Annotated in this window: 24 protein-coding genes; 12 read left to right on the top strand and 12 right to left on the bottom strand. The window is 64.8% G+C overall.

The genetic code is table 11. The annotated features are described in order from the left end of the window. Window positions 1–1,308, bottom strand: a complete 1,308-nt coding sequence (locus ACZ60G_RS15600; RefSeq protein WP_465810796.1) for an ABC transporter substrate-binding protein — start codon at window positions 1,306–1,308, stop codon at window positions 1–3. A gap of 289 nt (window positions 1,309–1,597) precedes the next feature. On the opposite strand from ACZ60G_RS15600, the gene ACZ60G_RS15595 reads away from it, so the two are divergent. The 4 genes from ACZ60G_RS15595 to ACZ60G_RS15580 all read left to right on the top strand — a co-directional run bounded on the left by ACZ60G_RS15595 (window position 1,598) and on the right by ACZ60G_RS15580 (window position 5,259). Beyond that, window positions 1,598–1,819: a hypothetical protein gene (locus ACZ60G_RS15595; RefSeq protein ID WP_063043105.1), complete on the top strand. Its 222-nt coding sequence runs from the start codon at window positions 1,598–1,600 to the stop codon at window positions 1,817–1,819. Then, complete coding sequence (locus ACZ60G_RS15590) at window positions 1,819–3,105, top strand: hypothetical protein (RefSeq protein WP_465810795.1); 1,287 nt, start codon at window positions 1,819–1,821, stop codon at window positions 3,103–3,105. Before ACZ60G_RS15595 ends, ACZ60G_RS15590 begins: the two co-directional genes overlap by 1 nt. A gap of 184 nt (window positions 3,106–3,289) precedes the next feature. Further along, the gene (locus tag ACZ60G_RS15585; RefSeq protein ID WP_465810794.1) at window positions 3,290–4,168 is read left to right on the top strand and encodes an alpha/beta fold hydrolase; all 879 of its coding nucleotides are present in this window, start codon (window positions 3,290–3,292) and stop codon (window positions 4,166–4,168) included. Between the two features lie 53 nt (window positions 4,169–4,221). Further along, a complete protein-coding gene (locus tag ACZ60G_RS15580) occupies window positions 4,222–5,259 on the top strand; it encodes a GlxA family transcriptional regulator (RefSeq protein ID WP_465810793.1) in 1,038 nt (345 codons plus the stop codon). On the opposite strand, the gene ACZ60G_RS15575 is transcribed toward ACZ60G_RS15580, so the two are convergent. After that, on the bottom strand, window positions 5,213–6,490 hold the full coding sequence (locus ACZ60G_RS15575) for a lipase family protein (RefSeq protein WP_465810916.1): 1,278 nt from the start codon (window positions 6,488–6,490) through the stop codon (window positions 5,213–5,215). The genes ACZ60G_RS15580 and ACZ60G_RS15575 overlap by 47 nt on opposite strands. A gap of 336 nt (window positions 6,491–6,826) precedes the next feature. On the opposite strand from ACZ60G_RS15575, the gene ACZ60G_RS15570 reads away from it, so the two are divergent. Both ACZ60G_RS15570 and ACZ60G_RS15565 read left to right on the top strand, forming a co-directional pair. Further along, window positions 6,827–8,383: an amino acid permease gene (locus ACZ60G_RS15570; protein WP_465810792.1), complete on the top strand. Its 1,557-nt coding sequence runs from the start codon at window positions 6,827–6,829 to the stop codon at window positions 8,381–8,383. Between the two features lie 511 nt (window positions 8,384–8,894). Then, window positions 8,895–11,336 (top strand): hypothetical protein, encoded by a 2,442-nt coding sequence (locus ACZ60G_RS15565; protein ID WP_465810791.1) that lies wholly within the window; start codon window positions 8,895–8,897, stop codon window positions 11,334–11,336. A gap of 9 nt (window positions 11,337–11,345) precedes the next feature. Here the strand turns inward: ACZ60G_RS15565 and ACZ60G_RS15560 are convergent, their stop codons facing one another. Next, window positions 11,346–12,362 carry an alpha/beta hydrolase gene (locus ACZ60G_RS15560; RefSeq protein WP_465810915.1) on the bottom strand — a complete coding sequence of 339 codons (1,017 nt, stop codon included), beginning with the start codon at window positions 12,360–12,362 and terminating at the stop codon, window positions 11,346–11,348. Between the two features lie 218 nt (window positions 12,363–12,580). On the opposite strand from ACZ60G_RS15560, the gene ACZ60G_RS15555 reads away from it, so the two are divergent. Further along, window positions 12,581–14,002, top strand: coding sequence for a condensation domain-containing protein (locus ACZ60G_RS15555; RefSeq protein WP_465810790.1), 1,422 nt, complete (start codon window positions 12,581–12,583; stop codon window positions 14,000–14,002). A gap of 196 nt (window positions 14,003–14,198) precedes the next feature. Then, the gene (locus ACZ60G_RS15550; protein ID WP_465810789.1) at window positions 14,199–15,428 is read left to right on the top strand and encodes a PucR family transcriptional regulator; all 1,230 of its coding nucleotides are present in this window, start codon (window positions 14,199–14,201) and stop codon (window positions 15,426–15,428) included. On the opposite strand, the gene ACZ60G_RS15545 is transcribed toward ACZ60G_RS15550, so the two are convergent. Beyond that, window positions 15,408–15,842: a helix-turn-helix domain-containing protein gene (locus ACZ60G_RS15545; RefSeq protein WP_465810788.1), complete on the bottom strand. Its 435-nt coding sequence runs from the start codon at window positions 15,840–15,842 to the stop codon at window positions 15,408–15,410. The genes ACZ60G_RS15550 and ACZ60G_RS15545 overlap by 21 nt on opposite strands. A gap of 46 nt (window positions 15,843–15,888) precedes the next feature. After that, on the bottom strand, window positions 15,889–16,038 hold the full coding sequence (locus tag ACZ60G_RS15540) for a hypothetical protein (RefSeq protein WP_465810787.1): 150 nt from the start codon (window positions 16,036–16,038) through the stop codon (window positions 15,889–15,891). A gap of 243 nt (window positions 16,039–16,281) precedes the next feature. Here ACZ60G_RS15540 and ACZ60G_RS15535 point away from each other — a divergent pair, with 243 nt between their 5' ends. Next, window positions 16,282–16,776 carry a MarR family winged helix-turn-helix transcriptional regulator gene (locus ACZ60G_RS15535; RefSeq protein WP_373283277.1) on the top strand — a complete coding sequence of 165 codons (495 nt, stop codon included), beginning with the start codon at window positions 16,282–16,284 and terminating at the stop codon, window positions 16,774–16,776. Here the strand turns inward: ACZ60G_RS15535 and ACZ60G_RS15530 are convergent, their stop codons facing one another. Continuing rightward, window positions 16,777–18,972, bottom strand: a complete 2,196-nt coding sequence (locus tag ACZ60G_RS15530; RefSeq protein WP_465810786.1) for a hypothetical protein — start codon at window positions 18,970–18,972, stop codon at window positions 16,777–16,779. A gap of 108 nt (window positions 18,973–19,080) precedes the next feature. Then, entirely contained in the window at window positions 19,081–19,236 is a 156-nt protein-coding gene (locus ACZ60G_RS15525) for a hypothetical protein (RefSeq protein ID WP_465810785.1), read from the bottom strand. Window positions 19,237–19,421: 185 nt separating this feature from the next. Here ACZ60G_RS15525 and ACZ60G_RS15520 point away from each other — a divergent pair, with 185 nt between their 5' ends. After that, a complete protein-coding gene (locus ACZ60G_RS15520; protein WP_063043120.1) occupies window positions 19,422–19,751 on the top strand; it encodes a cupin domain-containing protein in 330 nt (109 codons plus the stop codon). Window positions 19,752–19,761: 10 nt separating this feature from the next. Here ACZ60G_RS15520 and ACZ60G_RS15515 read toward each other — a convergent pair whose 3' ends face one another. From ACZ60G_RS15515 to ACZ60G_RS15500, 4 genes are read right to left on the bottom strand one after another with little or no spacing between them, the layout of a single operon-like run. Further along, window positions 19,762–20,091, bottom strand: a complete 330-nt coding sequence (locus tag ACZ60G_RS15515) for a ScnB (protein WP_465810784.1) — start codon at window positions 20,089–20,091, stop codon at window positions 19,762–19,764. Next, a complete protein-coding gene (gene scnC, locus ACZ60G_RS15510) occupies window positions 20,088–20,795 on the bottom strand; it encodes a thiocyanate hydrolase subunit gamma (RefSeq protein ID WP_465810783.1) in 708 nt (235 codons plus the stop codon). Before scnC ends, ACZ60G_RS15515 begins: the two co-directional genes overlap by 4 nt. Continuing rightward, the gene (locus tag ACZ60G_RS15505; protein WP_327095983.1) at window positions 20,792–21,091 is read right to left on the bottom strand and encodes an SH3-like domain-containing protein; all 300 of its coding nucleotides are present in this window, start codon (window positions 21,089–21,091) and stop codon (window positions 20,792–20,794) included. Before ACZ60G_RS15505 ends, scnC begins: the two co-directional genes overlap by 4 nt. Next, a complete protein-coding gene (locus ACZ60G_RS15500; RefSeq protein WP_040699665.1) occupies window positions 21,088–21,513 on the bottom strand; it encodes an SH3-like domain-containing protein in 426 nt (141 codons plus the stop codon). Before ACZ60G_RS15500 ends, ACZ60G_RS15505 begins: the two co-directional genes overlap by 4 nt. Before the next feature lie 257 nt (window positions 21,514–21,770). On the opposite strand from ACZ60G_RS15500, the gene ACZ60G_RS15495 reads away from it, so the two are divergent. Further along, window positions 21,771–22,040, top strand: coding sequence for a metal-sensitive transcriptional regulator (locus ACZ60G_RS15495; protein ID WP_063043125.1), 270 nt, complete (start codon window positions 21,771–21,773; stop codon window positions 22,038–22,040). 9 nt (window positions 22,041–22,049) lie between these two features. On the opposite strand, the gene ACZ60G_RS15490 is transcribed toward ACZ60G_RS15495, so the two are convergent. Further along, window positions 22,050–22,754, bottom strand: a complete 705-nt coding sequence (locus ACZ60G_RS15490; protein WP_465810782.1) for a TetR/AcrR family transcriptional regulator — start codon at window positions 22,752–22,754, stop codon at window positions 22,050–22,052. 132 nt (window positions 22,755–22,886) lie between these two features. On the opposite strand from ACZ60G_RS15490, the gene ACZ60G_RS15485 reads away from it, so the two are divergent. After that, window positions 22,887–24,479 carry an MFS transporter gene (locus ACZ60G_RS15485; RefSeq protein ID WP_465810781.1) on the top strand — a complete coding sequence of 531 codons (1,593 nt, stop codon included), beginning with the start codon at window positions 22,887–22,889 and terminating at the stop codon, window positions 24,477–24,479. Window positions 24,480–24,617: the final 138 nt, after the last annotated feature.

The following is a 24,617-nucleotide window of genomic DNA, read 5'->3' as shown; positions in this document are numbered from 1 at the left end:
CTACCCCACCCCGCAGATGTCGGCGACGGGATCGGGTGCCCAGCACGGCACCTTCAGCTCGTCGAGAATGCCTTGCAGCACCCGCGCCTGTTGATCGAGTGTGGCTCGAATATCGGCTCCGTCCAACACGATCGAGCGGAAGCTGTCCTTGAACACCTTGCTCACCTCACCCTCGCGCTGGCCGAGACCGACCGGTGGCAGCGACAGGATCGCGCCCGGTGCCTGCTGCTGTCGGTCCACGGCAGCGGCCTCGAGTCTGACCGCCGGCGGCAGATCGTCCGGGACGGCGGTGTCGATCGACGGGAAGAAGCCATTGGAACGCAGCAGTTCGATCTGGGTTTCCGGCTTGGTCAGTGCGCTGATCGTGCGCTGGGCGAGCTCGGCATCGGTGCTGCCCTTGGGAATTGCGAGCCCGGCGACCACGGCCATATAGCCGAGTCCGTGCTTCCCGCGCGGCGCGGGCAGCATGCGCCAGTCCTGCGGGTCGTGCTCGGGCGCGCGCACCAGGCGGACGACGTGATCCCAGCCCATGCGCACCTCGCCGCTGGCTAGGGGCTCCTGCATGAAGTCGAAATTCGTACTCGACTGTGCGCAGTTGGCCCACAGTTCGCGGAAGTACTGCCAGGCCGTCACGGCCTCGGCCGAGCGGAAGGTGGTGATCTGACCGCCCGTGAACGACGGCAGCAGATAACCCTGGGTGAAGCGATGCAGCAGGCCTTTCGGGCCTGCGGGCAGCCCGAGCATCGGTCGGTTGCCGTTGGCGCGGCGCGCGGCGATCGCCCAGTCGAGGAATTGGTCGTAGGTCAGTGCGGTGGCGTCCACGCCGGATGGCAGGTGCTGCAGTGCGTCGGCGTGTGCGGCGAGCACGTAACTCGCTGTGGCCCAGGGGATATACCACGTCCGGTCGGTACCGGCCCGCGCCAGTCGCAGGTAGGCGGCGGGCCAGCCGCGGTTGCCGAGATCGGCGAGCAGGCCGGTGAGATCCTCGAGATAGCCGTCGGCCAGCGGTGCGATATCGCCGTGCAGCCCGCCGAGCAGACCGACCTGCGTCGAGCCCGCCCCGACCTGGCTGCGCACCTGACTCGCGAACGGGCTCTCCTCGATGGTCACATAGCTGACGCCCGGCGCTGTCTTCCCGAGCAGGCTGCGGAAACGCTCGGCCTCGTCGGCGGGGCGGAATTGCGTGGAGAGAAAGAGCATGCCGCCGCTTCCCGTGGTGGCGAAGCCGGTACACGCGGCGGTGAGCGCGAGGGTACCGATGCCCGCCGCGCCGAGGAACCTCCGGCGCGTCAGGCCGGACGTCGGCATGTGTGGCTCCCGAGGCAGGAATGGACCCGGGTGCGCCGACACCAATCCATCATGCCCAGATACAAACAGATGTGTGCGCACAGCCGAACGCGCAACTTCCCGTGACTGGGAACAAAACCCGAGTTGTCTTGCGGCGCAAATAAAAAGGAAGCAAACCCTTTCAAAAAAGTTATGAAGATCTTTGGATAACGAATTCTTTACGCACTGCCCCGCCGGGTCGCCGAGACACCTATGCTCGGGGCTTTCACGAGTAATCGACGTTGCGATAGATGAAGAAACGGGTAGCCGTATGACCGCCAGGACCGACCTAGAACACGAACTACGCGGGCCGCTGGCGGCAACCGGGCTGATCACCGAACAGGAGGCCGCCGAACTGCTCGAGATGTTCCGCGCGGCCAAACAACTCGAGACGGCGGCGCTCATCGAGGCCATCGACGAGATGGTCGGCGCGCTGCCCCGGCCGTTCCGGGCGGTGACCAAGAAGATCATGTTCGGGAGCCGGCTCGGCTGATGAGTGATCTGGTAACCGGCGCCCAGATCGTCCTGCTGTCACGGACTTTGCACGCTCCCGTGGAGCGACTGGCGCATCTGGAGCGGCTGGGCAGTGAGAATCTGCACGAGCTCCAGGATCGGCTGGCGGGCCTGATCTTCGACCAGCACAACGAGACGTTCGAGCGGATCAGCAAACTGGTGCCGATCATTCCGCTGCGCATCTCGATGCCGCTGGTGCAGCGCCTGGTGCCGCCGATGATGACGGGCCGGGCCGCGGGTGCGGTCGGTGTCGATCACCCGAAGAAGGCGGCCGAGACGGTTGCCATGCTCGCGCCCGCGTATGTGGCCGACTGTGCGCCGTATATGGATCCGCGCACCGTCGGCCAACTCGCCGAGGTGGCGCCGCCGGAACCCATCGTGCGCATCCTCAACGAAATGTTGGCCCGCAAGGACTACATCACCGCCGGGCCGTTCCTCGACGCCTTCGCCACACCGACCCTGGTCGCAGCCTTCGAACAGGGCGTGCTCGATGACGAGGGTCTGATCTTCTCCGCCGCCTATGCCTATTCCGTCGCGGGCGTGAGCGCCATTTTTCGTCAACTGCTGGCCGGGCCGCGGCAGCGGATGCCGCGCATGCTGCATACCGTGCTCATCGGGTCTACGGGGCTGCAGTTGGCCGCGCTGTCGACGTTCGCGCGCTGTGAGGCCGAGCTGACCGCGTCGATCGGCGATGTCCTGTTCAGCATCGGCTCCACCGAAATGATCGGCAATCTCATCGCCGGTTATCTCCGGGCCGGTGCGGCGCCGGAGCTGTTGACCTTCATCGGACGGCTGAGCAAGTGGGCGCTGGGGGCCCTGGCCGCGAATCCGATCATCGCGAACGACGCGGCGTTGGCCGGACTCGTCGGCAGCCTGGAGGGCCGCATCGAATCCGAGCTGTGGCGTGGACTTTTCAGCCTGCTGGCACACGCCGACGCCGGGATTCAGCGCCGGATAATAGCCCTGCTCGCGCAGATGAACGATGCGATGGTGTCCGCATTGCCCGGCATCGCCACCGATGCCCACGACTGGCCGCTGCTGCTGGACCTGATCGCCGGCGCCGACACCCCGGTCCGCGGCCGCTTCGAAACGATGTGGTCCAACCTGCCGCCGGAGCGCCGCATCGATCTGGAGCACCGCATCAGGGAACTCGGCCTGAACATCCGCCTGGCGCCCGTGACCACCACGACGCTATCGGTGGACGAGGTGTTCTACCGTCGCCGCCAGATGCGCCGACGCTACGACGCAGTGCAGAGTTGGGACTGACCGCTCTAGCTGCAAGGTAGCTCGCACGGAGGCGGCTGGGAGCCGGTTGGATCAGGGACTGACGAAACCTGCTGTCTATCTGACCGATCCGGTCGGGGCTACCGACAACCGCGCAATCCCGGCGTTCAATTCGAGCACATCGCGCGCCACGCGACGTTTCGAAAACGCTTGGAAGGTAAGACAAATGACCGAGTTCGTGACATTCGAGGAGGGGCGGATCGCCTGTGATGTCGTCGGGGACGGACCGCTGGTTGTGCTTTCGCACGGTATCGGAACTTCCCGGCACGACTATCGCCATCTCGTACCGCGACTGACCGCCGCGGGCTACCGGGTGGTGAATGCCGACCTGCGCGGGCACGGCGAATCCAGCCCCGGCTGGCCGTCGGTGACCGGGAAGGCGGCCATCAGCCGAACCGATGTCGCAGGCGATCTGCTCAGTGTGATCAGGCATTTCGGCGGCCCAGCGGTGATCGTCGGCCACTCCCTGTCCGGCGGTGCGGCGACCATTGCAGCGGCCGAGGCGCCCGAACTGGTCAGCGCCATAGTCGAGATCAACCCGTTCACCAGGAGGCAGCGACTGGATTTCGGTGCTCTGTGGACGGTGCCGCGGTACCGGCACGGGGCGGTGCGGTTGATGGGCACGCTGTTGCTGGGGTCGCCGCGGTTGTGGCGCAGGTACCTCGATATCGCGTATCCGACCAAGCCCGAGGACTTTCCGCGCTACCTCGACGGCGTGTTCACGGCTTTGCGTGAACCCGGCCGGTGGCGCGAGTTCCGGAAGACCGGCAAGACCACTCCGGCCGACGCCGAGGTGGCGTTGTCGCAGATGCACCGGCCGGCACTGGTGATCATGGGCGCCGAGGATCCCGATTTCCCGGACCCGAAGGCCGAAGCCATGGCGATCGTCGCGGCCATGCCGATGGGCATCGGCAAGGTGGCCGTCATCGAGGACGGCGGGCACTATCCGCATGCGCAGTTCGCCGACCGTGTCGCCGAATTGATCATTCCCTTCCTCGGACGGCATACCGCCGGTGTGGTTGCACCGGTCCGGCACGCGAGGTGATCGGACTGCACATTGCCGTGACAGTCCTGGGGGAGTGCGGTGATGATAGGAACGTGTCGACGCCTCGCACGGTTGTCCTCGTGGTCTACGACGGCATCCAGCTGATCGAATTGGCCGGTCCCATGGATATTTTCGGTGCGGCGAACGCCATCGTCGGCGCACCGGCCTACCGGCTGGTGACGGCATCGCCGCGCGCGGGCACCGTCGCGGTGGACGGCGGCCTGACGATGAATGTCGAACATTCCCTGCCGGAGATCGCCGCCGGCTACGACGAGATCGACACCATGATCGTGATCGGGGGCAACGGCGCCTTCGTCTCATCGGTATCCGCCGAGGTGGTGCGCGAGCTCCCGGCCATTGCCCGGCGATCGCGGCGGGTGGCGTCGGTATGCGCCGGTTCGTTACTGCTGGCCGGAGCCGGATTGCTCGATGGTTATCGAGCGACAACGCATTGGGGAGCGTGTGCGGTGATGGCCGAGCGCTTTCCGCGGGTGCTGGTCGAACCGGACCGGATCTATGTCAACGACGGCAACCGGTGGACCTCGGCGGGGGTCACCGCGAGTATCGATCTAGCGCTCGCCTTGGTCGAGGCCGATCACGGCACCGAGGTGGCCCAGTTGATCGCCCGCTGGTTCGTCGTCTTCACCCGAAGGCCTGGTGGCCAAGCGCAATTCAGCGCCCAATTACGTGCGCAGCCCGCACGCACCCCGGCGATCCGGGCCGTGCAGCAATGGCTGCCCGACCATTTGGGCGAAGACTTGAGCGTGGCCGCATTGGCAGCGCGGGCGGGGTTGAGCGAGCGCGCCTTCGCCCGCGCTTTCCGTACCGAAACCGGTAGTACACCAGCGGCTTTCGTCGAGAATCTACGTGTTGAGGCGGCCCGGCGACTGCTCGAAACGACAGATCTGACGGTGATCGCGATCGCCAAGGCGGTCGGTTACAAGCACGGTGAGACGCTGCACCGGGTCTTCTCCCGGCAGCTGGCCACCACGCCCGATCGTTACCGGCAACATTTTGCGATCACCGGTTCGGACACAGACGATTTCAGCTCCCGGGGAAGCCGGGGGGCAGCGGCTGGAAATCGGCCTTGAACTTCGGCCCCGGCGGCAGACCACGCAACACCGCGCTGGTCCAGGCCACCGCGGGCGGCCAGCCGGTGACGGCATTGACGATGTGCTCGGGGACGGGAACGGTGTAGAAGCGCAGATCCGCCCCACGTTCCCAATAGCTTTGGACGGTAGGCAGCACCACCGACGGCGGAATCAGTTCATCCCACAGTCCGTGCCACCACAGGATCGGCGTATCCGGAAGGTATTTGCCCAAGCTATTGTCCTGCAGGACCCGAAGGATCTCCGGGGACGACTCCAGCGACTTGCCGGGCTGATAGTAGGCGCTGATGGGCCGGTAGACGCCGGTGAGCGCGATGGTCGCGTAGCAACGACTCTGGACGTCCCTGATGATCTGCTGCCCCTCGGCGGTCAATAGATCGGCGGGATCGAAGACGTCCGGATATTCCCGGGCCAGACTCGCGAAGCCGAGCCACATGGTGAAGTTGCTGGTGCCGGTGAGTCCGGGTTCCGCGTGGGTCGCATACCTGGCCTCTGCCACCAGGTCACCGGGCGTCCCGCCGATGGTGGTGCCGAGCAGCCGCACATCGGGTGCATAGCTCGCGCGCAGTTCCGCCGCGCGAATGGAACCCGAACCGCCGCCGGAATATCCGTACAGCGCGATGCCGGAATCGGTGAGGCCGAGTGCGGGATCGTTCTTTATCGCGCGCAGGCTGTCGAGGACCATCTTGCCCTCGGCATAGGTGTTGAAGGTATTGAACTTTCCGTCGAAGTCGGGCACGTTGATCGCGAAACCCTGTGCCAGCCAATAGATCACCAGCGCCGACTCCTTCATGGTGCCGGTCTGCAGGGTGTGCGAGGGATTGCACGCCGAATCGGTGGAGTCGATCGCCTCCTGGAAGGACAGCACCGGCCGGGGGCTGCCCTGCCACGGAATACCGGGCACCACAACGGTTGTCGCGGTGACGATCGGATTGTCGTGCACATCGTTCGAGCGGAACAGCAGCTGCTCGGTATACACCGGGAAGGGAATGCCGAGCACCCGCGTCTGCACTTCGCGGCTGCGCACGATCTGCCCCGGCTGATACGACGCGAGATCCGTGGGATCGTCGTACCACGGGTCCTGATCCGGCGACGGGATCGGCAGCAGATCGTAGATCTGCGGCTCGGTCGGCAACTGCGGCAGCTGATTCTGATCCGGTGGGAAATTCGGCGGGAAGGCCGGATCGGCGATCGCCACCCCGGCACTACCCATTGCCAGACCTGCCGCCACCACCAGCACCGCGAGCCGCCGCCGAGATCGCTTCACCGCATCCTCCGAATCTCCGTTGATCCACCAGCCGATCATGGGTTCGGCTTGCTGGATTCAGCTCACCGCAATTGGCGGCGCAGGGCTATTGGCATGATGCAGAGCCTGGACCTCGAGCCTTGTGCATCTGCACGAAGCCGCTCGGCGGGGAGTCCGGACCGGATATCGCCCTGCGGGGAAACCAGGGTACCCATTGAAGCTTCAAACAAAACGCGTTGAATGTACCGCTAAATAACGGTACATTCTTCCGCGACATGACTTCCCTTACTGGAAGGCCTGGTCGTGATCGCAGTTCGGGGACCAGTTGAGTTATCAGCGCTCGCAGACGCGCTGCATGCCGAGGATGTCGGCTATCGCAGATCGCTGCGCGCACGCCAAGTGCAGATGATCGCGATCGGCGGGGTGATCGGCACCGGGCTATTCCTCGGCGCCGGTGGGCGGCTCGCCAGCGCTGGCCCGGGATTGTTCCTGGTGTATGCGGTGTGCGGCGTATTCGTCTTCTTCATCTTGCGCGCACTCGGCGAACTAGTGCTGCATCGTCCCTCCGCCGGATCGTTCGTGTCCTATGCGCGCGAGTTCTACGGGGAGAAGCTGGCTTTCGCGGTCGGATGGACCTACTTCTTCCACTGGTGCATGACCGGGATCGTCGATATCACCGCCATCGCCACCTATGTGCACTACTGGGGCGCGTTCGAGGGCGTCCCGCACTGGGTGATCGCGCTCGTCGCCCTGATCGTGGTGGTGAGTACCAACCTGATCTCGGTCCGTTGGTTCGGCGAACTGGAGTTCTGGGTCGCGCTGATCAAAGTCGTTGCCCTGACGGGCTTTCTGATCGTCGGCACGATTTTTCTGGCCGGTCGCTTCACGATTCAGGGCGCGCCGACCGGTGTGGGGGTGATCACTCAGCACGGTGGATTGTTCCCGACCGGCGTGCTGCCACTGGTCACGGTGATGACCGGTGTCGTATTCGCCTATGCCGCAGTCGAGCTGGTCGGCATCGCGGCCGGTGAGGCGGAGCATCCGGAGACGATCATGCCGCGGTCGATCAACTCCGTCATCGCACGCATCGGACTGTTCTACGTCGGTTCGCTGGTGCTGCTCGGACTGCTGTTGCCCTATACGGTCTTTCGGGCGGGCGAAAGTCCGTTCGTCACCTTCTTCGCGAAAATCGGTGTGCCGGCGGCCGGTTCGATCATGAACCTGGTTGTGCTCACCGCCGCGTTCTCCAGCCTCAATGCCGGGTTGTACTCGACCGGCCGGATTCTGCGTTCGATGTCGATGAACGGCAGCGCACCCGGTGTGGCGGCGCGTATGTCGCGGACGGGCGTACCCTACGTCGGTATTCTCGCCACCGGCGCGATCGCCCTGGTCGGCGTCGGACTCGATGCGGTGGTGCCGGACAAGGCATTCGAGATCGTGCTGAATGTGTCCGCGCTCGGCACCATTGTGTCGTGGACTGCGGTTGTGCTGTGTCATCTCCGACTCTGGCGCGAATGGCGCCGCGGATTGGCCTGGCGCCCGGCCTCCCGCCTACCCGGCGCCCCGTACACCGATGTGGCGACCCTGGTCTTCCTGGCCACCGTGGTCGTCCTGATGGTCTGCACCGGCGATATGGTCCAGCGCATTGCCGTACTCGCCATGCTCGTCGTCCTGGGGCCGGCATTGATCGGCGGCTGGTTCCTCGCGCGCCGAAAAGTGTTGCGAATAGCTCGCATCCGCCAACATCACACCGGCCAATTCGAGGTAGTTGCCGAGCGTCCGCATCTCGGGCCCTCGGCCGAACCGGAAGTGATCATCGAGGCTCCGAAGTCCCGCTACGCCAACCCGGATCCGCGCTGAGCACCTGTATACATCGGGAGATCCGATAATTTTCGCGATGGCACGTACTCGCGGTCGCAGCGATGGGCGGGCAATCGTCGCGCTTCCTCGATCGGGCTAGCGGCGCACATGGAGACAGACCGGTAGGTTTGCTCGCTATCTCTGGAAAACACTGGGCTGCAGCCACTTTCGTGGTCACTCAGCGCTCGATCGAGCATGACCATAGGCAATGTTACGGCGGCGTCCGCGCCCGATATTGCGTCGGGCAGCGCGAATGTTCCGCGACCGTGCAGGGCGAACAAACGGTGAACAGCTGCAGTCGGTGTGGGGACGAAAAGCAAACGGGCTCCGATATTTTCGCAGTATTCCGTTCACTGATCGGAGGGTGGTCGTTCACGGCGCGTGGTTAGCGTTTGAAGTTGTCGTTTCCGGAGACTGTTGAGCAGCTCCGAGGGTTTGTCCGCTTCGATGCTCGTCTTGCCATGCCGTGCCTGCGATCCGGGGGTGCGCGGAAACGAATCAGGTTGTGGTCGTGAACAACTGGAGATCGAATTACTGGGATCCGGACCGATGGCGGTTGCCCGCAGTGCTGCGAAGGTGTCGTGCGTGGATACGCGCAACGCGGCGGCGGCGCTGGACGGTCGGAGTCCTGCTCACTGTCTTCGTTCTGGTCGTCTTCCCCGGTCTACTCGGTGCTACAGCCTCGGCTACGGCCGAAAGCGGTACCCGGTCCGCCGGATCGTCGGTAGGTACTGCACTCGGCTGGACTCACGTCGCCGATTCCTCGGGCGTCGAGGCCGCCGGCTATATCTTCGCCACCGACCACGGCGGCGTACTGAGTCCGGGAAATACCGCGATATCCCTGGTGATCGGCCTGGAATTCGCGGGCTGGAAAATCATTGTGATCACGGCGATCTGGCTGATCGGCTATGCCCTGAGTTTCGAGTGGCTGAACCTCTTCTCGAAAGCACTGCTCGGTGTGGCGCACAGCCTGACCGGACAGATCGCGACGCCGATCATGCTGGTGACCGCCGCGACGATCGGCGCATTCTTCGTCGCGTGGTTCGTCGTACGCGGCCTCTACTCCAAAGCCACCCTGCAAGTGGTGGCCATGATCATGGTCGGATTGCTGGGACCGATATTCCTTGCCGAGCCCCTTGCCGATGTGCTGTCGTCGGACGGCCTGCTCGCGAAGGGCCGCGATCTCGGCATTTCGGTGGCGGCCGGGCTGAACGGCGATAACAATATCGATCCGCACCACATGGTGGCGACCATGCAGGGCACGCTGACCGACAACTTCGCTCGTCGTCCGCTGCAGGTCTGGAACTTCGGGCATGTAGTCGACGAGCAGGCCTCGTGCCGTAGCGCGTGGTCGGCAGCTGTCACGGCGCGCAGCGAAGACCGGGTGAAAAAGGGGATCGGCGCCTGCGGGGACAGCTCGGCCAAGGAATCGATGGAGAATCCGAATTTCGAGCAGATCGGCACCGGCCTGTTGCTGCTGCTGGCCGGGGCGATCCTGCTCGCCTTCGGGGCCGTGCTCGCGATCAAGGTGATCCGGGCCGCACTCGACACGGTCTACCACGGATTGATGTCGATCTTCGGTTTCGCCGCAGGCGGATTCGTGTACGGACCCACGCAGACCTTCCTGATCCGCAATGTCGTCGACAGCTTCGTCGCCGCGGCACGCATGACCGCCTACACCATCTTTCTCGGCGTTTATGTGCTGATCCTCGGGGACCTGTTCAAGCTCGCCGGTGATCAGGTCATGGTGGTGTTCATCATCGGCGCGATCTTCGAAATCGTGGCGATCCTTCAGCTCAAACGCCTCAGCAAAAGTCTGGACCGCGGCAATGAGTGGATCGCGAATCGGTTCGCATTGGCCGTGCAGGGCAGCGGTGGTGGCGCACGCGGTTCGGGTGGCAGCGCGACCGCCCTCGGCATGGGAGCGGCCGGCGCGGGCCATTCCATGCGTATGGGAATGCTGCCTGCTCTTGCCGCGTTCAGCACGGTCAGCAATTCGCCTGCGACCGAATGGCTGTGGGGACGGACCCGTTCACCGCTGCGGCCGTTCGCGCGTACGGAGCGGGCGGCGCAATTGGGGCAATGGGGATTCTGGGGCGCGGCGGGAATGGGTGGCCCCGAAGGCTACTACGCCCAGGCGTACGTGCACCGGCCGGTATTCGGGAGGGCGGCCAGGGAGGCCGCGCTTGCCGCGCCGAATGGCGGCATCAATACCGTTCGCGGCGCGGCCGCGGCGATACAGGGTCTGGTGGATATCGGCGGGAAGATCACCGATGCGCCGGCGGCATTGCTCGCCGCCGGATTCACCGACGAGGACATCATCTTCAACGCCATTCGCTCGTCGGCGATCGTCGATGACAACGCCAAGGGCTGGACGCTCGGCAATAACCATCTCGGCCGCGTGGTGGCCGCAGTCCAACGTGTCCAGGACTCGTCGCTTCGACTTATCGACGGTGGCAGTTCCACCGGCGAAGTCGCGGCGGATCTTGCCACCTTGCAGGCTGCCGCATTCCGGTATCGGCGCTCGGCGCCCGCAGGTGTCACCCTTACCGCGGACGAGGAGCAATTCGTCACTACATACCTGGCCACACCCACGGAGAACGTGGCCCGAGATCTCCAAACAGTCGCCGGTGGCGGCTCCGTCACGTCGGGCCGATTGCTTGGTACTCCATTCGCAAACGACGCCCTCGCCGCCCAGCGCATGCTGGGGGAGATCGGAAGCAGGCAGGCGGACCGTATCTTGAGCAGCGTCAACGATGTATTGCGTAATCCGGCGGACCAAGAGTTGCTCCGCGTGGCTCGTGGCCACATCTCCGAAACGGTTCTCACCGACCAAGCGTTGAGCGGGGCCAAACGAACAGCGACGAACACACCGACGCCGCCGAGGCAGGGCAGTCCGCGGCGGCCCGGCTGGGCCCCGCCGATGGCCGGGGTCGGCGGTCGGCTGAATTGAGATGGTGCGCTACCCGTTCAGCGCGTCGCGGATCATCGGCCACGACTTGTGCAGGTCTTCCTGCCAATAGCCCCACGAGTGGGTGCCGGTCGGGCGCAGGTCGAAGGTGGCGGGGATGTTCAGTTGCTGGAGGCGGTCGCGCAGTGCGTGCGCGCACTGGTTGGTGATGGCCTCCAGCACGCCGCCGTTGACGAGCTGGCCGACGAGTTTGCCTCCGTTACCTCGGATGCCGTGACCGTCGAGGGTGTCGAGCGGTCCGGGGACGCCGGTTCCGGTCGAGACGTAAACGGCTGTGCCGCGCAGCATTTCGGCATGCACATAGGGATCGTTGGCGGCCCAGGCCGGATCGCTGGGCGGCCCCCACATATTGATCGGAGTGCCCCGCCACCGCAGGACGACGGCATCGATCATGGCTTGGCCCAGCGGGTCACTGGTCTGGACGCAACCGCTGTAGGAGCCGATGGCTCGGTAGCGTCCGGGTGCCGCGAGCGCGAGCTGGAATACCGATGTCGCGGCCATGGAGATCCCCGCGATCGCGTCGGCGCCGCTGCCGTGGAAAGCCGAGTCGATGATCGGCGGTAGTTCCTGGGTCAGGAAGGTGGTCCAGCGTTGACGGCCGAGGATCGGATCGTCGTCGCGCCAATCGGTGAAGTAACTGCCATTGCCACCCATCGGGGTGACGACCGTGACCTGTTTGCCGCGGAAGAAATCGACGATATCCGTCTGCTCGGGCCAGCTGCTGGCATCCGCGCCACCGCTGGCGCCGTTGAGCAGGTACAGGGTCGGTGCCGGCAGCGAACTATCCGGTGCCCGAAGCACTTTGACGAGGATATCGGTGTCCATTGCGGCCGAGTGCACGCGCAGGTCGAGCATGCCATCCAGGTTCTCGACCATGCCGACGAGGGAGGAGCTGTCGGCGGCCGGGCGAGCGGCGGCGATGGCCGCGGCGACCGTGATCGGGCCGCTGGGGTCCGAGCGTGCGGTCACCGGCACGGCGGCCAGACCCACCACGGAGATGAGCGCCATCAGCCCTGTCGCAGTTCGCACTCGACTCTTCCTTCCCGCTACCGATGCCGTCGCCACGATAGTCGGCAATTACCGGAGCGGATAAGGCTATTTGGACGATCTTTCGGCGAAATCCATTGCTGCTGGGGAACATCACAAAGTTCGAGCCCGGCCATGGTCGACGCGCATTACCTGCCGTTGACTGAGATTCTCCTGGCTTCACGAATTGAGGGCATCCGTTGGTCAATTTCGGTTTCTTCGATGAATGGCATCCCGAGGGCGGCCGGCTCACCGTATGGACGGCGTCGCCGAGCTCGCGGACGGCGGTGCGGACCGCTCCGATACATGCGACAGGCCCCTCCTACCAGCAGGAGGCGTATCTGCGGACCGCGTATCGCAATGCCGATGCGGGCGTTCGAGCTTCGCGATTGTGCATGATCGCCTTCGATATTCCCGGCGCTCCGGTCCACGATGCGCTGACCCGCGCATGCAACGCATTCCTGCGCAGGCACGACACGTTTTGGAGCTGGTTTTCGTTTACCGCCGACGGCCGGCTCGTGCGGCATGTGGCGCGGCCGGAGGAAATCGAATTCGTCGCTACCGACCACGGTGAATTCACTGGCAGCGACGCGATTCGCGAGCGGGTACAGGCCGAAACACCGGGCCCGTTCGAATGGGATTGCTTCAGTTTCGGCGTGGTCGATCACGGTGAGTCGTTTACGGTGTATGCCGCCGTGGATCATCTGCATACCGACGGGGTTGCGCAGGCGCTGTCGTGTGTGGATCTGCTGACGCTGTACGGCAACGAATTGTCCGGCGGCCGAGTGCCTTCCGCGCCGGTCGACGGTCACCTCGCATACTGTGCGCGCGAACGCGGGCTCAATGAACAGCTCACGCTGGCGTCACCGCAGATCCGGCACTGGGTCGAGCTGCTGCACCTCAACGACGGTGATATGCCGTCGTTTCCACTGGATCTCGGACTGACCGACGGTGGCCACATTCGGGGTGCGCAGGTGACGCTGCCGCTGATGAGCGAGGCCGAAGCATTGCGATTCGAGCAGGTCTGCCAGGACCACGGAGGCCGATTCATCGGCGGACTGTTCACCGTGCTCGCCATGGCGGAGCTCGAATTGACCGGTCGGGATCGGTATTTCGGAGTCACCCCCGCCAATACCCGCGCCACACCCGGTGAGGCGACCTCGGTGGGCTGGTACACCAACCTCATTCCGGTCACCGCGGCGATCCGGCCGGATGACACCTTCACCTCGCTTGTCGCCTCGGTCCAGGACGCAACCGAGCGCGCCAAGGAGCTGACCGATATTTCGCCGCACCGGGTGCTCGAGCTGGTCACGCCGGATCTGGGTATCCGGACGCAGCCGGGCTGGGCCGCGCCGATGCTGTCGTATGTCGATGTTCGCAGGATGGCGGGCGCGGAAATGTTCGATCGGATCAACGGCGGCCTGTACGGCAATCGGGCCAGTGCGAGCGAGGTCTATCTCTGGATCAACCGGTTCAACGATGTCACCAAGTTGAGCCTGATGTTTCCGGACACCCCGCAGGCGCACGCGTCGATCGACCGGTATGCGAAGGCGCTGACCGCGGTCATTACCGCGGTGGTCGCGGACGGTGACTATGCCGTGCGGGTCGACGTCTTGTCATGACCGTCCGGCTTCCCGCGTTCTCCCTTGCTTTGCCGACGAGGTGGCGCCCTGACCGAGTGAGCGTCGGCTCGGTGCGCGTCATCGAAATCCGCCGAAGGTTTTGTGTCGCTTCACCATCGACCGCCAGGTGCGTATCACACACCGAAAATCTGTCGTAGCGTGACCGACCGACGGTGTAGTCGAACGGGGAAATGCCATGACGGTCACGAATGATCCGATCGAGCCGAATTTCTCGGCATTGTCGCGCAAGATCGTGAACCGACTCGAAAGCGTACCGGGCGAAGGGCTCGATGGCGCCGTCCAGAGCGACCTGATCACGGTCGCGCGTTGTGGTCTGGAGGGGCTCACCGCCGCGATTCGTTCAGGCCGGCCGGTATCCGAGCGAACCGTCGCCCGGCTCGAGGCCATCGCGGCCCGAATGGCGGATCGGGAGTTGCCGATCTCGCTGATCCAGCACGTCATGCATGCCGGTATCAAAGCCGGTTTCGAACTCGTCGCATCCGATAGGCCGCGCTCGGTTCGGCAGGGTTTCTGCACCGATGGCGCCCGGCTCATCCAAGCGACACAGGCGCTTTCGACCGCGATACTGCGCGGGTACGTCGGCGAAGTGCGTGCCATGACCGGTGATCGCAGAGTCGCCGCGCAGACGCTGGTATCGGCGCTGCTGGCCGGAAAAGCGGATCCGGCGATGGCGCACCGATGCGGCACCGAACTTTCGCCGTCCTATTTCGTGGTCGCGGTCGCGCTTGGAGCGCATCCCGACGAGAACGATCGTCGACTCGATTCCCGGGTGGTCGCGCGCCGCAAGCTGCGGCGCGTCCAAGCCGAGCTGGCGACCCTTCGTGCATGCCGGGTGCTATCGATACTCAGCGTCGACGGCGGAACCATCCTGATCCCAACGGAATTCGCGGCCGATGTCGAAGAACGGCTGGACGACCTGGTCGCTCGGCTGACCCGCGCCGCTGCCGCACCGATAACCGCGACATTCACGGCAGCGCCGCGCAGCCGGATTTCCCACGCCGCCGACCGCGTGCACAAACTGCTCGACCTCGCCCTGCGCCTGGATCGCGGACCCGGTTTGCACCGGTTCGAAGATCTGGCACATGAGTACCAACTGATCCAGCCGGGTCCCGGCTACCAGCACCTGCGCGCGATCCTGGATCCACTGCGGACCGAGCTAGAACTCCTCGACACCCTTCGCACCTACTTCGCCGCGCAAGGCAAACGCGCGCCGACCGCCCGCCGACTCGGCGTCTCGACCAGCGCCGTCCGCCGCCGCCTCATCAGAATCGCCGAATTGACCGGACTCGATCCCGAAAATGCCACCGACGCTTGGTATCTGAGATCGAGTCTGGTCGCCTGCACCTTCGCCGACTTTCCGTCGAGACAATCACCGGGCACGGCGTTATGCCTGGTCGGGTCCTGAGTCGCCGGTGTCCGACGGCGCGGCCGGTAGTCCTTCGCTCGCCCGCAGCTTCTCCGCCATGGTGGCGAGCAGATTCTGCGACTCCTCGGAAAGGTCGAAAGCCCGGCTCGATAGTCGGCGCAGGTGGTAGCCCTGGAGCTGAGACAGCAGTTCCAGGTCGTGGTCGATTTTGGCGGCGTAGACGTCGTTGAAGAAGTAGTCCGGTTTGACCTTGAAGAACTTGGCGAGGGCGGCCATGGTCTCGTTGGACGGGTTGGCGCGCTGTCCCGAACGCAATTGGGACAGATAGGGTTTCGAGATCGGGTATCCGGAGTTCGTCAACGCGTCGGCGACTTCGGCGTTGGTATGCGAGCGGCGGCCCGGTGGATGCACGGTTTCGAATAGCTTGTTCAACCGCTCGGCGAAATCAGCCATCTGAGGTGCCCATCTTCTTCGCTGATCGAAACATCGGCCTCGCAGGTTACCGTGCTCGCTCGCGGACAACTCGGGCGACGTCGATGCGTTGCACGAGCCGGCCCGCGGGCAGTTGCGACAGCGCCGCGGCGGCGACTACCGCGGCGACCGCCGGTAGTGGCGGTATCGCGCCGATGACGAGGTCGATATCGAACATATCGCGGTCACCGCGGCCCAACCGTGTTCGGCGATCAGTTCGGTGGCCGCCGCCATCGATCGGGCCCGGGTTTCCCGGCCCTGCTCAGCCGCTGTGACCACCGGAAGACCCCTTCGTCGAGTCGGTTGGACAATCGCCTTGGGCGTACGTCCAATCCAGTTCCAGCAATGGCACTGTGCAATAGTTGCCATAAGCAAGATTGTGCTAGCGGGTAAAGTCCTAACGTCGCACCGACGGAGGAGGATGATGGCGACGTCAGCCCGCTCGACACCATCGGACTCGGTCGACGAGGTCACCGATGCATTGCTGACCGCGTCCCGCCTGCTCATGGCCATCTCGGCCCGCTCGATCGCGCATGTCGACGACACGATCACGCTGCCGCAGTTCCGTACTCTGGTGATCCTCGCGACGCAAGGTCCGAGCAATCTGGCCACCTTGGCGCAGCAACTGGATGTGCAGCCTTCGACCGCGACCAGAATGGTCGAGCGGCTGGTATCCGCGGAATTGCTTACCCGGCAACCCAATCCGCAGTCCCGTCGCGAGCAGATCGTCGATCTCACCGAGCACGGGCGCCACGTCGTCGCCGAGGTGACCGCGCGCCGTCGCGCCGAAATCGCCCGCGTCGTACAGACCATGCCCGCCGCTCAGCGGCAGGGGCTGGTGCGAGCGCTGACCGCGTTCACCACCGCGGGGGAGGAGTGCGGAGCCGCGAAGGGGTTGCAGGCTTATCCGCTCTAGCTAGCCGCGCGCGGCAGCCAGTTCCGGCTCGTGCTCGGGTTCATCGCGCACATCGTCCGGGAATCGACGCCTGGGCCGGATATGAGCCCACTGCAAGGCCGCCAGCCCGGCGAGTCCGGCAACTGCCGTCGCACTGCTGATCTTCCACCCTGGTGGCCGCCAGGACAGGAGCAATTCCGCGTTGTCGGTGTTCGGCTGGATGTCGACAGCGATGAAGGTGCCCGCCACCGTCGTGAAAGGAATATCGGTGCCGTTGAGGGTAACTCGATAACCCGGCCAGCCGAGGCGAGCGAAGACGACACGTCCGCCGCCGGGTGAGGTGACCCGGATCCGGCTGGTGACGCCGTCGCGTGACACCGAACTCGCTTCCACGCCTTGGGTATCGGCGATCAGTCCGTTACGGGTCGAGAGCGGGCCGTCGATGCGTTCGAGTACCCAGATGTAGCGTTCGTGGCCCGGGTAGTCGACCCACTTCCAGCCCGGTGGGGCCGGGTGGTCGCGGGCATCGGGGAATTGGGCCCGCTGCAGGACGACCCGATCGACCTTCATCAGATCGACAATCGTTTTGCCAGTGGAGGATTCGGTCGAAAATGCGCGACGGTACGCGTCCGGACAGGTGCTGCCGTCCCAACCCATGCACAGCAGCGCGCTGAAGGCGGCATATCCGATCGGGGTGTACGCGTTGACGTAGTCCAAGGGCAGGTTCTTGGCGTAATTGCCGAAGGCGAGGGACCCGTATGCGCCCGCGAGGCTCTTATCGCTCGGCTGCACGAGTGCGCGATCGGCGAGTTGCAGTGTGACACCGGGGAAATCAGGGAAGGTCGCCTGCATCTGCGAGCGCCGCTCCGGAAAGTTGTACGACATCGGCGTCGGCGGTGCGCCGCGCACCTGCGAGTAGGCGATCGGGAACATCGCCACGATGGTCAGCAGGCAGGCCACCGCCACCCCTCGGGTGCGGATCACCCACAGCACCGCGGCCCCGAGCGCGGTCACCGCGACGACCGCGACGAGATGCCACACCAGCAGAGCCGGCGCCGCCGAGAACGACCGCAGGAACAGCAGTCCGATCAATACCCCCGCGGCCGTCCCACGACGTCGCCACTGCTCGAAAGTGCCGTGGCGACTGAGTAGTACGCACACCAGCACCAGTAGGCCGAGCGCGAGCATCGGCAGCACCCTGGCGGGCCAGCGCAGCGGGCCGATACGACCCGGCCCCGCGGTCCACATCAACATCCCCGCCGCGAAGATCACGATGGAACCGAGGTCCCGCGCCGATTTCAGCGCCGCTGGCCAATCGATGAATGCCAGCGCGGGAATCAGGAACCACGCGATGTACACCATGGGCAGCGGCTGTATATAGCCCCACCATCCGGTGAATGCGGGCACGGTGCTTGGCAGGCTGGCATTCAGCGATTCCGACCACGGCACCGTCAGGAACGGGTCGTTGAGCACCCGCTCGTTTCCGCGCCAGGTCACCGCCGAGGACAGCACGCCGGGCAGATAGGTCGCCAAGCCCGCGAGACCCGCGCATCCCGCCGCGAGCAGCAGCTGGATCGAGGGTCGCCATCCGCGGTGGTAGAAGAATTCGCCGACGGCGACCGCACCGATCATCAATGCCGATTCGACTGCGGGAAAGACATATTGGACCGAGATCGCCAGATACAGGAATAGGAAGACCGGGATCGGGCCGCCCCGGCCACGCGAATAACGCACCGCCGCGGCCCAGGCGTGCACCATCCACGCGGTGCCGGTCAGTGAGGTCGCCCAACTGGCCTCGTCGAAAAACAGGAACCACCCGCTCAGCGTGAACGCGACCCCGGCGACCGCCGCCCAAGGCGTACGTGCGCCGTATGCCAGACAGATCCGGAACACGCCCAGCGCGGCGATGATCGAGAAGACCAGCTTCACCACCGTGACGAACAGCGCGAGGTTGTCGACCGACGGCGCGATCAGGTCGACCAGCAACTGCGGCGGGTTGTATATTCCGGCTTCTTCCAGCGCATAGTTGCCCGACATCCACTCCCACGGCACCAGCGCGGGAAACCGCCCCTCCCGCAGCTGCCGACCGAGCATGACCCACATCGGCCCGTACTGGGATTCGGTGTCATCGGTATAGAAGTGCCGCCCGTTCGCCAGCAGCACCGCCGCATAGCCCAGGACCACACCGACCCCGGTGACCGTCCCCCATCGATACACATCCCTCGGTGATCCAACCGCCGCACTCGATGCCACGAGTCCGAGACACTACCGGACCAGGGCAGTATGCAACAGTTGCTATCTGCATCGGTCTCGCTGGTGAATTGCTCAGAGCTCGTTCAGGCCGATATGGCCGTCCTGCGGTGCCCGCGCCAGCAATGCGGCCTTGGTCGACGCCGGCCGGCCGGCGGCATGGTACTTGTCGCGGATTCGTGTGAGGTGGGTGTTGACCGTGCCCGCGGAGATGTAGAGCTGTTGGCACACTTCGGTTTTGGAATCGCTGAGGATCGGCGACGCCGTCCGGAGCCGTTGTCGACGGCGAAACTGTTGCGTGGCTACCGAATCCGGTGTGGGAACGTGCGGCTACTGTGGCGGTGTCGGGCGGGCTGAAATCCGGGGCCGGGTCTGCTCAGCGGAATAGTGCGGCCGAAACCAGCAGTTGTAGAGATATGGAGATCACCGAGTTCCCCGGATACGAGTGGACAACCGTCGCGGATTCGCCTGTGCGAGAGTTGTTTCCGGGCATTCGCTCGCGGGCGCTGTGGCGCGGGGCGAACGGCGCGAAAGCGTACGTGCTGGAAATGGATCCGGGCACCGCATGGGAGGGTATCGATCTGCACGAACCCGGACCGGAGGAGGTTTTCGTAGTATCCGGCACATTCAACGACGGATTCCGCGACTACCCGGCCGGATCGTTCATCCACGCTCCGGCCGGATCGTCACACATCCCGCAGTCGAGCACCGGCTGCACACTGTTCGTCTTCTACCCCGAGGGTTGAAGTCGTCGAGTTACTCGCGGTTGAACCGGTTCCGGACCGCGTCCATTCGGGCGCGCAACTCGTCCGGGACGATCAGTCCACGATCCATCAGGGTGTGGGCCGTCACGACGACCGATCGGGTGTGTACCGGAAAGTCCTGGTAAATCGTCTCACCGAGTGCATCCTCGGCATTGCGGCGTTCCAGATTGTCCAATGCGCCTCGCCAGGACAGGCATTCGCATGTCGCCTGCATGCTCGACTCCCATGGGTCGGGCTTGCGGTCGAGTTCGGGCAGCACGTTCTCCCGCCGCGACTCCGGCTCCAGGGTGCGCAGGAGCACGTCGTAAGGGCTGCTTGTCACCGACCGCTCCTTCCCGAGGCGGCCTCGACCTGGTCCGGCGGCGCCTGCGCGGTCCAGTCGACCTGCGGCACGGCCACGCCGATCATCGTGTCCCGGGTGACGATGGCGGCCAGCTGTTCCTCCGTCCAGCCCTCGGTACCCGCCGGGCGCATCGGCATCACCATGAACCGGGACTTCTGGTTCGAATCGTGCACCCGGACCTCGACCTCGGGCGAGATATGCAGGCCGAATTCGGCGAGCACCTGACGGGGCCAACGCACCAGGCGCCGACGGTAATTGGGGGTGCGGTACCAGTCCGGCGACATACCGAGAACCGGCCGCGGGTAGCACGAACACAGTGTGCAGACGATCACGTTGTGCACCTCGGGCGTGTTCTCCAGCACGTAGAAATAGGTGTAGTCGCTCGGCGTCCCGGATCCGGTCGGGTCGCGCCAGTCGATGCCGACCTCCTTGCACGTCTCGGTGCCATCGGCGAGCAGGCGCGCCTTGAACTCGGGATCCGTCCACGCCTTCGCGACCAGTCTCGATCCGCCGTGCGGTCCGACCGATTCCGCCCATTCGGAGAACCGTCGGTGGTCTTCTTGCGAAAACAGGCCCTTCTCGATGGCGAGCTCGCGAACCGCGGTCTCCAGGATCTCGAACTCGCTGATCTGCGAGCTCGTCTGGATCGGCGCGTGCGCCCCGTGATCGTGGGTCCGACTCACTTGGCATCCTCCTCTGCGGGCTCGAGCCAGCGCTCGGAGACCTCCGTCTCCAGGGTGTCGACATCGAAGCCGGTGTATTTAGGCCAAAGATCTGTCTGGCGGAATCGCACGACGTAGAACGGTTCGAAGCGACCGTCCTCACGTCCCCACGCCTCGTCTTCCGGAATCACCCATTCGGGCCGGTATTCGACGACGACGCCCGTTCGGCCACGGGTGTAGGCCTGGGTGCGAGTGTGGAACATCGACGTCGCGTTTCGAACCCGGACGCGATCGCCGATTTCGTATTTCCTGGTCATTGCCGCGCCTCCAGCCGCGCGCGTACCTCGTCCAATTTCGCGGACAGTTCGTCCGGGGTGATCAAACCCTTATTGATCAAAACTTTCGCCGCGACAGTCGCCCAGCGCGCGTAATAGGGCAGGCCGAAGTACAGCGTCGCGCCGAGGTCGTTCTCGGCTCGTCGGCGCTCCTCGGAATTCCACACGCCACGCCAGCCGAGGCATTCGCAGGTGACGTAGGTATTCATCTCCCAGGGTTCTTCATCTTTTTCGCGGTACTCGACCGGCACATCCGGCTGTCCGCCCACATCGTGCAGGACGTGTCGGAGTGCGGTGAACAATTCGTTCGAGATCTCGTACGGCGAGTCCAGCGGTTTGCGGAAAACGGGAGCGAGATCTGCTACGCGAGTTTGAACTTCGTCGAATCGATTCGGTGAACTCATGAGGTCTCCGTAGTGACGGATCCGATGTTCCCCCGGTCGGGTGATCGCATACGGCGCACACCCGGCTGCGGGGCGGCGAGCCCCTATTCAAATTGCATTGATCCGAGTGACAAGGTTACACGTCAAGATCGTTCGATTGAAGCCGTCGCCGCCCGCCGTGTCACCCGAAAGGCCACTGACCTGCTCGGACGCGGGTTCGGGAGCCGCATATACCCCGGCGGGTATGCTGGGTAATTCGATCGAAGGAGACGCTTCTCATGGTTGGTGACGAGGAAAGCATCGCCCAGGTGCTCAACCGCCTGCGCCGCGCACACGGACAACTCGCGGGCGTGATCTCGATGATCGAGCAGGGTCGCGACTGCAAAGATGTCGTCACCCAACTCGCCGCGGTATCCCGCGCCCTCGACCGCGCGGGCTTCAAGATAGTGGCCAGCGGCCTGCGCGAATGCCTGACCCGGGAAACGCCCGAAGGTTCGGAACCCATGACCGTCGACGAACTCGAAAAGTTGTTCCTGGCCCTGGCCTGACCCGAAGATTCAGAAAAACTTCCTGGCCGCAGGTTGGGAGTTCGGCCGAAACGATCGTGCACCACGGACCGTGCCGTGGTGCGCCGTTTCCGGGTCGACGCTCTCTAATTCTGCTGCGGCTCTGGCGATTTCATCTACTTCGGTGGCCGGCACCCCCATGCTGATCAGGCAGGTGCGCGCTGCGGCCGCTGCCGGGTCGGCGGCTGTCCAGGCTTGGTCGTTGCGTGCCTCGAGCAGGGTCAGTACGAGGGCGGTGAGGACGCGCGAAAGTACTTCGGGGGGAAGATGATCGGAGAAGACGCCGAGGTGTTGGCCCCGGCGCAACATTGCCGTCCCGTGTTCGTATACGGGTGCCAGTCGCTGCTCGATCCGTGCCCCGATGTTCGTATCCGTGAGTTTCAGTAGCAGGCGGTACCTGTCGCCGACTCGCCAGAGCGCGATCGCGCACCGGGCCAAAGTGATCGCGATCGGTTCGTCCGTATCCAGTGCGCGCAGGGTGCGGGTGAGGTCCTCCGACGTCAGGTCGAGGATGCCGTCGATCAGCGCGTCGCGGGTGGGGAAGTGGCCGTAGAGAGTTCTGCGCACGACGCCCGCGGCATTGGCGATCTCTTCCATGCTGGCTGCGGGATTGCGTGCCAGCTCGCCCGCCGCGGCGTCGAGAATTCGCCGCCGATTGGCCTGTGCCCGGGTGCCCGGTGCGGTGGGTGCAGTCATGGTTCCGGTCGCTGTCTTGTGAGTCCCTTCACGTTGCAGCCTCTCACGGTTGCACGGCGTTGTGCAAATCCCTTAAGTTGCACACTGCTGCGCAATTACACATAGGTGTGCAACTTACCGAGAGGAACGAAAATGTCTCTGCTCGTCACCACGCCCGTTGAACCGGGCACGGTCTATGGCCGGCGATGGGCCGCGCTCGCGGTGCTGTGCCTCAGCGTCCTGATCGGCGTCATGACCAACACCTCGCTGCTCGTTGCCGCCCCCGATATGACCATCGACCTGGGCTTGTCCAGTCAGGACCTGCAATGGATCATCGACGCCTACACCATCCCCTATGCCGCGCTGATGCTGCTCATGGGCGCGATCGGTGACAAATACAGCCGCCGTGGCATGCTGCTGCTCGGCCTCGGTATCTTCGCCGCCGGCGCGGTTCTGGGCTCGGCGGTCGACAGTGCCGAGTGGGTGATCGCCGCCCGCGCGATCATGGGCTTCGCGGCGGCGATGATCATGCCTGCCACGCTCTCGCTGCTTGTCGCGACGTTCCCGAAACGTGAACGCGCCGCGGCGATTACGATATGGACGGCCACCACCGGTCTCGCGATCGCCATCGGCCCGCTGGTGGCGGGCTGGCTGCTCGAAGACAACGGTTGGGCGTCGACCTTCCTCATCAATGTTCCCATTGCGATCGTTTCCGCCGTCGCCGCCCTTGCGCTGGTTCCGCCATCGCGTGCGCAGACGACACAGCGGCTGGACCTGCCCGGCGGCGGATTGTCCGTGATCGCCGTGGCGGCGCTCGTCTACATGATCATCGAGGGTCCCCGCAACGGCTGGCACACATCCGCGGTGGTCGCGGGCATCGTGGGCACCATTGCCGCCGCCGGGTTCGTCATCTGGGAATTGCGTCATCCCAACCCCATGCTCGACATCCGCAAGTTCGGCAACCGCGCCTTCGCCGGTGCGAATCTCGCTGTGCTGCTGTTCTTCCTGGCCGCTTTCGGTTCGATCTACTACGTCACCCAGCATTTGCAGTTCGTGCTCGGATACGACGCACTCGAGACGGGTGTGCGGCTGCTCCCGCTGGCGGGCGCGGTCTTCGTCGGCTCGGCGATCACCGGTGTGCTGACTCCGCGCCTCGGGCTGCGCACAATGGTCATGACAGGCATGCTGCTCGGCATTCTCGCCCTGGTGGTCCTCACCCGGGTCGACGCCGAATCCGGCTACGCCGCGTTCGCCTGGCCGCTCGTGCTGCTGGGCCTCGCGATCGGCCTGAGCGTCTCACCGGCCACCGACACGATCATGGACGCCTTCCCGGAACGCCTGCTCGGGGTGGGTGGTGCGGTCAACGACACCTCCGTCGAATTGGGCGGCACGTTGGGCATCGCCATCCTCGGCTCGCTCCTGGGAAGTTCGTACAGCGACGAGATCGGTCCCGCCGTCACCGGCCATCTGCCTGCGGAAGCGGCTGGGGTGGCACAGGATTCCATCGGCGGCGCCCTCATGGTGGCCCAACGCGTCGACGCGGCCGGAATGCACGAACAGGCCGCACAACTGGTGTCCGCCGCGGATGCCGCATTCGCCCACGCGGTTTCGCACACCAGCCTGATCGCGGCGATCGTGCTCGCAGTCGGCACCCTCGGTGTCGCGGTGCTGCTCCCGGGGCGGCGGCGGCGGTCCACCGTTGGTCAAACTTCGAATGCGATCAAAGAGCCGGTGGCGGTCGGCTGAGACGTCGGCAACCAGCTGAATCGTCACTCGCACAGCACAACTCGTGCGACAGCGGATTCTGCTTCGGCGGCATCCGTGGCCTACGGCGGGTTGGCGACGGATGTTTGTGACAGAATCATCAATTGCGAATAATTAGTC

The sequence above is a fragment of the Nocardia sp. NPDC102475 genome (genome assembly GCF_055584605.1).
Note: the sequence above shows the minus strand (reverse complement) of the source record. Positions and strands in the feature narration are given on the sequence as shown.

Excerpts from the sequence above, each read along its gene's own strand:
- ACZ60G_RS15550 (WP_465810789.1), top strand. The coding sequence starts at position 14,199 with ATGACGGTCACGAATGATCCGATCGAGCCGAATTTCTCGGCATTGTCG.
- ACZ60G_RS15500 (WP_040699665.1), bottom strand. The coding sequence starts at position 21,513 with ATGAGTTCACCGAATCGATTCGACGAAGTTCAAACTCGCGTAGCAGAT.
- ACZ60G_RS15585 (WP_465810794.1), top strand. The coding sequence starts at position 3,290 with ATGACCGAGTTCGTGACATTCGAGGAGGGGCGGATCGCCTGTGATGTC.
- ACZ60G_RS15505 (WP_327095983.1), bottom strand. The coding sequence starts at position 21,091 with ATGACCAGGAAATACGAAATCGGCGATCGCGTCCGGGTTCGAAACGCG.
- ACZ60G_RS15490 (WP_465810782.1), bottom strand. The coding sequence starts at position 22,754 with ATGACTGCACCCACCGCACCGGGCACCCGGGCACAGGCCAATCGGCGG.
- ACZ60G_RS15520 (WP_063043120.1), top strand. The coding sequence starts at position 19,422 with ATGGAGATCACCGAGTTCCCCGGATACGAGTGGACAACCGTCGCGGAT.
- ACZ60G_RS15600 (WP_465810796.1), bottom strand. The coding sequence starts at position 1,308 with ATGCCGACGTCCGGCCTGACGCGCCGGAGGTTCCTCGGCGCGGCGGGC.
- ACZ60G_RS15595 (WP_063043105.1), top strand. The coding sequence starts at position 1,598 with ATGACCGCCAGGACCGACCTAGAACACGAACTACGCGGGCCGCTGGCG.
- ACZ60G_RS15495 (WP_063043125.1), top strand. The coding sequence starts at position 21,771 with ATGGTTGGTGACGAGGAAAGCATCGCCCAGGTGCTCAACCGCCTGCGC.
- ACZ60G_RS15560 (WP_465810915.1), bottom strand. The coding sequence starts at position 12,362 with ATGGCGCTCATCTCCGTGGTGGGTCTGGCCGCCGTGCCGGTGACCGCA.
- ACZ60G_RS15535 (WP_373283277.1), top strand. The coding sequence starts at position 16,282 with ATGATGGCGACGTCAGCCCGCTCGACACCATCGGACTCGGTCGACGAG.
- ACZ60G_RS15540 (WP_465810787.1), bottom strand. The coding sequence starts at position 16,038 with ATGTTCGATATCGACCTCGTCATCGGCGCGATACCGCCACTACCGGCG.
- ACZ60G_RS15575 (WP_465810916.1), bottom strand. The coding sequence starts at position 6,490 with ATGGGTAGTGCCGGGGTGGCGATCGCCGATCCGGCCTTCCCGCCGAAT.
- ACZ60G_RS15485 (WP_465810781.1), top strand. The coding sequence starts at position 22,887 with ATGTCTCTGCTCGTCACCACGCCCGTTGAACCGGGCACGGTCTATGGC.
- ACZ60G_RS15590 (WP_465810795.1), top strand. The coding sequence starts at position 1,819 with ATGAGTGATCTGGTAACCGGCGCCCAGATCGTCCTGCTGTCACGGACT.
- ACZ60G_RS15545 (WP_465810788.1), bottom strand. The coding sequence starts at position 15,842 with ATGGCTGATTTCGCCGAGCGGTTGAACAAGCTATTCGAAACCGTGCAT.